The following is a 6,570-nucleotide window of genomic DNA, read 5'->3' on the forward strand; positions in this document are numbered from 1 at the left end:
GTTTGCCGACCGACACAACCATATCAACGGCATTGAGAATTTTTGGAATCAGGCGAAACGTGTCTTGCGCAAATACAACGGAATCGACCGAAAATCTTTTCCTCTGTTCTTGAAAGAATGTGAGTTTCGTTTTAACTTCGGGACACCAAAGCAGCAGTTAAAAACTTTGCGGCTTTGGTGTGGTGTTTAGGGCTAATCTACTTCAGCCCCTTATTTAAAGATACAGGCGGACTGGACGGCAAGGCCGTCTGAAAAAAGGCAGCAGCTTTTCTTGCCTGCCGGGCCGGCTGCGGCAAAGGGCTTGTGCGCTGCGTCAAACCCAAGCCCGGCAAAATTCAGGCCGTCTGAAACCATATCTCGGTTTTCAGACGGCCTTAAGTTTGATTTTCAGAGCGCCTTAGTTTTATAAGTTGATTTTCAGGGGAGCACGGTTTACAGCGTTACATAAATGCCCGGGCCGTCTGAAAACCGGCCTGGGGCTATGTTGCGGGTGTTCGGGCGGCCTTTTTACAAAGTATCCGGCAGTTGTTGTCGATGCGGGGCGGGCTGAGGCGGAAACCGGTTTGTAGTCCGTCTGAAAATTTATCCGCCGATGAGGGCTTTCAGACGGCCTTTGCAATTGCCTCTGCTTGTTTGCAATTGACGCTTCATTCTGTTGCAAGGGTTGCGTTTTGGCTCAAAGATAACGGTGCTCTCGGCCGCCGATGCGGTAACGGAATCGGTTCTGTTCCGTTCCGTTCCGTTCGGTGTTGTCTGTAATGCATGCGGCTTGCCCGGTATCGAAAATAAAATGGCTTCGCTATTGCTGATACGCAAAAACGAATGGTGAGGCGGCGAGCCGCAGAGAATATAATCCGTGCAGCAAAGGGCGGCGCAGCCATGGTTGGCAATGGGTTACAGTAAAGCAAAAAATGACGGAACAACCCAACACGGTTTATTGGAGTTTTTCAGGCATCGTTGTTTTCATCCCGACAGCTTTGCAAAGGCTCGGCCGGGGCGGGTTTGCAGCCATTTTTAGATAGCTGTTTTCCATAGGGGACGGGCTTACCAATGCGGCTGTTTTCCGTTACAATCCATTCAATATCATGCGTTTATGCTAAAGGAGGAAATTATGCCGCAACAGCCTGTGCTGCCCGTACCCGATCTTGCCGAAACCTGTGCCCGCTATCTCAAGCAGGTGAAACCGCTGCTTAACGATGAAGGCTATGCCGCAACTGCGGCTGCCGTGCGGCAGTTTCAAACCCGCAGTGCGCCCGGTTTGCAGGCCGGCCTGCAGGCGTTTGCTGCCGAAACCGACCGAAGCTGGCTGATTGACGCATGGTTGGAAAGCTATTTGAAAATACGCACACCGCTGCCGCTGGCAAGCAATGTCGGCTTCCATATCCGCACGCTCGGCAGGGATTTGGGCGGATGGGCTGCCGCATTGGCCGGCGTATGCGCCGATTATCACCACGGCCGCATCAGCGCGCCCCAAACGCCGCAGGGTGCGCCCGTGTGCATGGCGCAATGGCAGATTTTACGCGGCGCGGCGCGGGTGCCGCAAACCGGCTGTGATACTTTCCGCATTGCCGAAACGCCGAGCCGGCATATCGGTGTGCTGCACAACGGTTTTTATTACCGCATTGCCGCGCTTGATGAGAATGGTGAAGTCTACCACCCCGATACTTTCCGGCAGGCTGTTGCCCAAATTTTGGCCGACTCTGCCGAAAGCCCGTTTCCCGTGGTCGTGCCGTGTTACCCCGGCGGCAACCAAACCGCCCGCGTTTATAAAGCCCTGCGCAGCAAAGAAGAAAATGCCGAGTTGGCCGATTATCTCGAAACCGACCTGTTCCACATCAGCATTTACCGTGAAGAAAGCCTGAATGCCGATGAAGATTTGGCCTATGCCACATTTGCAAAGCAGCAAAATATCTGGTGCTACAAACCGACTACCTTCTGCTACAACACCGCTACCGAGCGTTTGTTTCTGCATTGCGAACACACCTGGGAAGACGGCGGCACATTGAAAGGCATTGTTGCGCTGGCGGCGGAAAAAAACGGCGGCAAGGGCAGGAAGGCCGCTCCCGCCATCAGCCGTCATGCCTGGCATTTGACACCCGCCCAAAAGAAAAGCTGGCCGCAATGGCAGCAGAATTACGCCGTCCAAGCCCGCAAAATGCGCGTAAAAAGCGTTGTTATCCCATTTGACGGCGGCAGCATACCCAAAGGTACGAGCCATGACGCGCTGATGCAGTTTCTGCTGCAATATGCCCAATTAACCACTTACGGCGATATACGCAACACCTACGAAGCGGTGGATGTGAGCCATTTCGCCTACGGCCGCACCGAATGCGTGCGTCCCGTATCGGAAGAGTCGCTCGCATTCGTGGCTTCACTGTTGCAGGAAAAGCCCGCCCAATCCCTGTTCGATGCTGCGTTGGCCGAACACAAGGCCCGGATAAAGGCCGCCAAAACGGGGCAGGGTGCCAACCGCCACCTGCTCGGCCTGCAATTGACGGCCAAACGCAAAAACAGCCATGTGCCCGCCTTTTTTAAAAGCACGGGTTATCAAACTTTCAGCACCGATTTTCTTTCCACCTCAACTTTGGGCGATGATGCCGTAATCACCAATTTCGCCTTTGCCCCCACATCGCCGGACGGTTTGGGCATCAACTACACATTGGCGCAGGAGGGCTGGCTGTTCACCGTAAGCTACCCCGAAACACAGGAGCGTGAAGTGGCGATTTTCATTGAAGCGCTGAAACAGGGCGGCAGCCGCCTGCTGGCGTTTTTCAACCCGCCGCCGAAAGAACATTGACGGGCGGCGGGTGTCGGCAACCCGCCGGAATGTTTGCTTTAAACCCCGTGCGGAGCAGCGCAGTATGGTATTGCTATATGTTTCAGGCCGTCTGAAAAACTTCGGGCTGTGCAGAAACTGTTTGCAACAAAGGTTTCAGACGGCCTGAAGTTTGATACCTGAAGTTTGATAAAAGCATACCGACTTGTTTGTGAAAACGGTTACGGTTGCTTCCCACAAAAAACTATAGCCGCAGGCCGGGTTTTACCCCGGCTTTTTTGCAGGAAAGCTCTCAGCAGTTCAAACCGAAACAACGTTTTTACACAGTGAAATTTTATACAGTAAAATATTCGTTTTGATTCGTTTGCGGGCTGTGAAAGAAAACAAACCGGCAATTATCAAGCTGTATGTTTCTATAAAGAACAAAACCGGCCTGAATAATGCGCGGAAGTGTTGCAGACGCGTTTGCGTCAATTTGCCAGCGGCACAGTTTGCTGATAGGATTTTGTATTAAGCAATGGATATTGCAGCGCAGCCCGAATTGCCGCCAAAAGGCGGGCGGTCGGCCGCTAAAGTTTCATATTGATGCTTTAGGCCGGCGGCGCGCAGGCGTTGCAGACTGCCCGTGTGTTTGCGCTGCAGGGCAAACATACAAGGTTTTCATAAACGAAAGCAGAAAGGCCGTCTGAAAAGGCTGATTCTGACACTTAACAGAAGGGATGAATATGTCGAACCAAATTCAAGATGCAGACCCGATTGAAACCCAGGAATGGCTCGATGCGTTAAGCTCGGTACTGGAAAGCGAGGGGGAAGAGCGTGCGCACTTCTTGCTGGAGCAGCTGGTGAAATATACCCGCCGGCGCGGCGTGCATATGCCGTTTGACGCCACCACCGCTTATTTGAACACCATTCCCGTGGGTAAAGAGCAGAAGTCGCCGGGTAATCACGAACTGGAACACCGCATCCGCGCCGCCATCCGCTGGAACGCCGCTGCCATGGTGCTGCGTGCCGGCAAAAAAGATTTGGAGCTGGGCGGGCACATTGCTTCTTTCCAGTCTGCCGCCACTCTGTATGATGTCGGTTTCAACCATTTCTGGAAAGCCAAAGGCGATGGTGAAGAAGGCGATATGGTGTTTGTTCAGGGGCACGTTGCGCCGGGCATTTATGCCCGCGCCTTTGTGGAAGGCCGTCTGACAGAAGAACAGCTTGACAATTTCCGTCAAGAGGTGGACGGCAAGGGCTTGTCCTCCTATCCCCACCCCCACTTGATGCCCGATTTTTGGCAGTTTCCCACTGTGTCTATGGGCTTGGGGCCGCTGATGGCGATTTACCAGGCGCGTTTTCTGAAGTATCTCGAATCGCGCGGCCTAACCAAAACCAAAGGCCGCAAAGTATGGTGTTTCTGCGGCGACGGCGAGATGGACGAGCCAGAAAGCCAGGGCGCGATTTCTTTGGCCGCCCGCGAAGGTTTGGACAATCTGATTTTTGTGATTAACTGCAACCTGCAACGTTTGGACGGCCCTGTGCGCGGCAACGGCAAAATCATTCAAGAGCTGGAAGGCAATTTCCGCGGCGCGGGCTGGAACGTGTTGAAAGTGATCTGGGGGCGCCGTTGGGACAATCTTCTGGCTGCCGACACCAGCAACGCGCTTAAGCAGCGCATGAACGAATGTTTGGACGGCGACTACCAAACCTATAAATCGAAAGACGGTGCCTATGTGCGCGAGCATTTCTTCAATACGCCCGAATTAAAGGCGATGGTTGCCGGTATGTCTGACGAAGAAATTTGGGCTTTGAACCGCGGCGGCCATGATCCGCACAAAGTGTATGCCGCTTATTACGAAGCGGTAAACCATGCAGGCGGGCGGCCCACCGTGATTTTGGCCAAAACCATCAAAGGCTACGGCATGGGCGCTTCGGGCGAAGGCCAAAACGTAGCACACCAGGCCAAAAAAATGGATGTGGAATCGCTGAAAAAATTCCGTACCCGTTTCGGCATTCCCGTAACCGATGAGCAGATCGACAGCGGCAACCTGCCTTACCACCGCTTTTCCGAAGACAGCGAAGAAATGCGCTATCTGCGCGAGCGCCGCAATGCTTTAGGCGGCTATCTGCCGCAGCGCAATCCCAATACCGAGGCCATTCCCGTGCCGGCTTTGGAAGCATTTGACGCACAGCTTCAATCAAGCGGCGATCGCGAATTTTCCACTACCATGGCATTTGTGCGCATTCTTTCCACTTTGTTGAAAGACAAGCAGATCGGCAAGCGCATCGTTCCCATTGTGCCCGATGAAAGCCGCACCTTCGGCATGGAAGGTATGTTCCGCCAATACGGCATTTGGAATCCGAAAGGCCAGCAATACACGCCGCAGGATAAAGACCAGCTGATGTTCTACAAAGAATCGGTGGACGGTCAGATTCTTCAGGAAGGCATCAATGAGCCGGGCGCGATGGCCGACTGGATTGCCGCCGCCACCAGCTATGCCAACAGCCGCTACGCCATGATTCCGTTCTATATTTACTACTCGATGTTCGGTTTCCAGCGGGTAGGCGATTTGGCTTGGGCGGCGGGCGATATGCACGCACGCGGCTTTTTGGTGGGCGGCACAGCCGGCCGCACCACGCTTAACGGCGAAGGTTTGCAGCACGAAGACGGCCACAGCCAGATTCAGGCCGATTTAATCCCCAACTGCCTCTCTTACGACCCGGCTTACCAATACGAGCTGGCGGTGATTATTGCAGACGGCCTGCGCCGTATGTATGTGGATCAGGAAGACGTGTTCTACTATCTCACCGTGATGAACGAAAACTATGCCCACCCGGCGATGCCGCAGCGCAAAGGCATTGAAGAAGAAATCATCAAAGGCATGTATCTGTTGCGCGAAGGCGGCGAAAGCGGCAAGAAAGTGCAGCTGATGGGGTCGGGCGTGATTCTGAACGAAGTGGTTAAAGCTGCCGATATGCTCAAAGCCGATTTCGGCGTAGAAGCCGATATTTGGTCCTGTCCATCGTTCAACCTGCTGCACCGCGATGCCATCGAAGTGGAACGCTACAACCGCCTGCACCCGCTGGAAGAAAACAAACTGCCTTTCGTTACCCGGCAGCTGCAGGGTCGTGAAGGCCCGGTGATTGCTTCCACCGACTATATCCGCAGCTTTGCCGACCGCATCAGAGCCTATGTTCCCAATGATTACCATGTTTTGGGCACCGATGGTTTCGGACGCAGCGACAGCCGTGCCAACCTGCGCGATTTCTTCGAGGTAGACAGCCGCCATGTTGCCGTAGCCGCCCTGAGCGCGCTGGCCGACCAGGGTAAGGTTGAAAAAGCCGTGGTGCAGCAGGCCATCGAAAAATACGGCATCAAAACCGATACCGCACCAAGCTGGAAACGCTGATGCTTTTTTTCAGACGGCCTGTTGTCCGGGCCGTCTGAAAAAGTTGGCAGACATTTGAAACATTCAAGCCGCAGTATGCAAACTGTGGTTGATAAAGGAATATCACGATGAGTCAGATCGTAGAAATCAAAGTACCCGATATCGGCGGCCACAGCGATGTGGACGTGATTGCCGTTGAAGTGAAGGCGGGCGACACCATTGCCGTTGATGACACGCTGATTACGCTGGAAACCGACAAGGCCACTATGGACGTGCCGGCCGATGCCGCCGGTGTGGTAAAAGAAGTGAAAGTGCAGGTGGGCAGCAAAGTATCCGAAGGCAGCGTGATTGTGCTGGTGGAAGCTGCCGCCGGTGCGGCCGCCCCTGCTTCGGCAGAGCACCCCCCCGAGGCCGCTCCCG

3 protein-coding genes and 1 pseudogene are annotated in these 6,570 nt (G+C 54.2%); all 4 read left to right on the top strand.

Annotated features, from left to right (window positions below):
- Positions 1 to 190 (top strand): annotated as a pseudogene (locus IR141_RS11660) (IS1595 family transposase); the annotation flags it as partial.
- A gap of 921 nt (positions 191 to 1,111) precedes the next feature.
- Positions 1,112 to 2,797 carry a choline/carnitine O-acyltransferase gene (locus IR141_RS11665; RefSeq protein ID WP_135037460.1) on the top strand — a complete coding sequence of 562 codons (1,686 nt, stop codon included), beginning with the start codon at positions 1,112 to 1,114 and terminating at the stop codon, positions 2,795 to 2,797.
- A 704-nt stretch (positions 2,798 to 3,501) separates the two neighbouring features.
- The gene (aceE, locus tag IR141_RS11670; protein WP_135037463.1) at positions 3,502 to 6,171 is read left to right on the top strand and encodes a pyruvate dehydrogenase (acetyl-transferring), homodimeric type; all 2,670 of its coding nucleotides are present in this window, start codon (positions 3,502 to 3,504) and stop codon (positions 6,169 to 6,171) included.
- Between the two features lie 107 nt (positions 6,172 to 6,278).
- On the top strand, positions 6,279 to 6,570 hold a 292-nt coding region (locus IR141_RS11675), incomplete at its 3' end, for a biotin/lipoyl-containing protein (RefSeq protein WP_305080182.1).

The organism is Neisseria sp. 19428wB4_WF04 (assembly GCF_015235335.1).
In the GTDB taxonomy this organism is placed as follows: domain Bacteria; phylum Pseudomonadota; class Gammaproteobacteria; order Burkholderiales; family Neisseriaceae; genus Neisseria; species Neisseria musculi.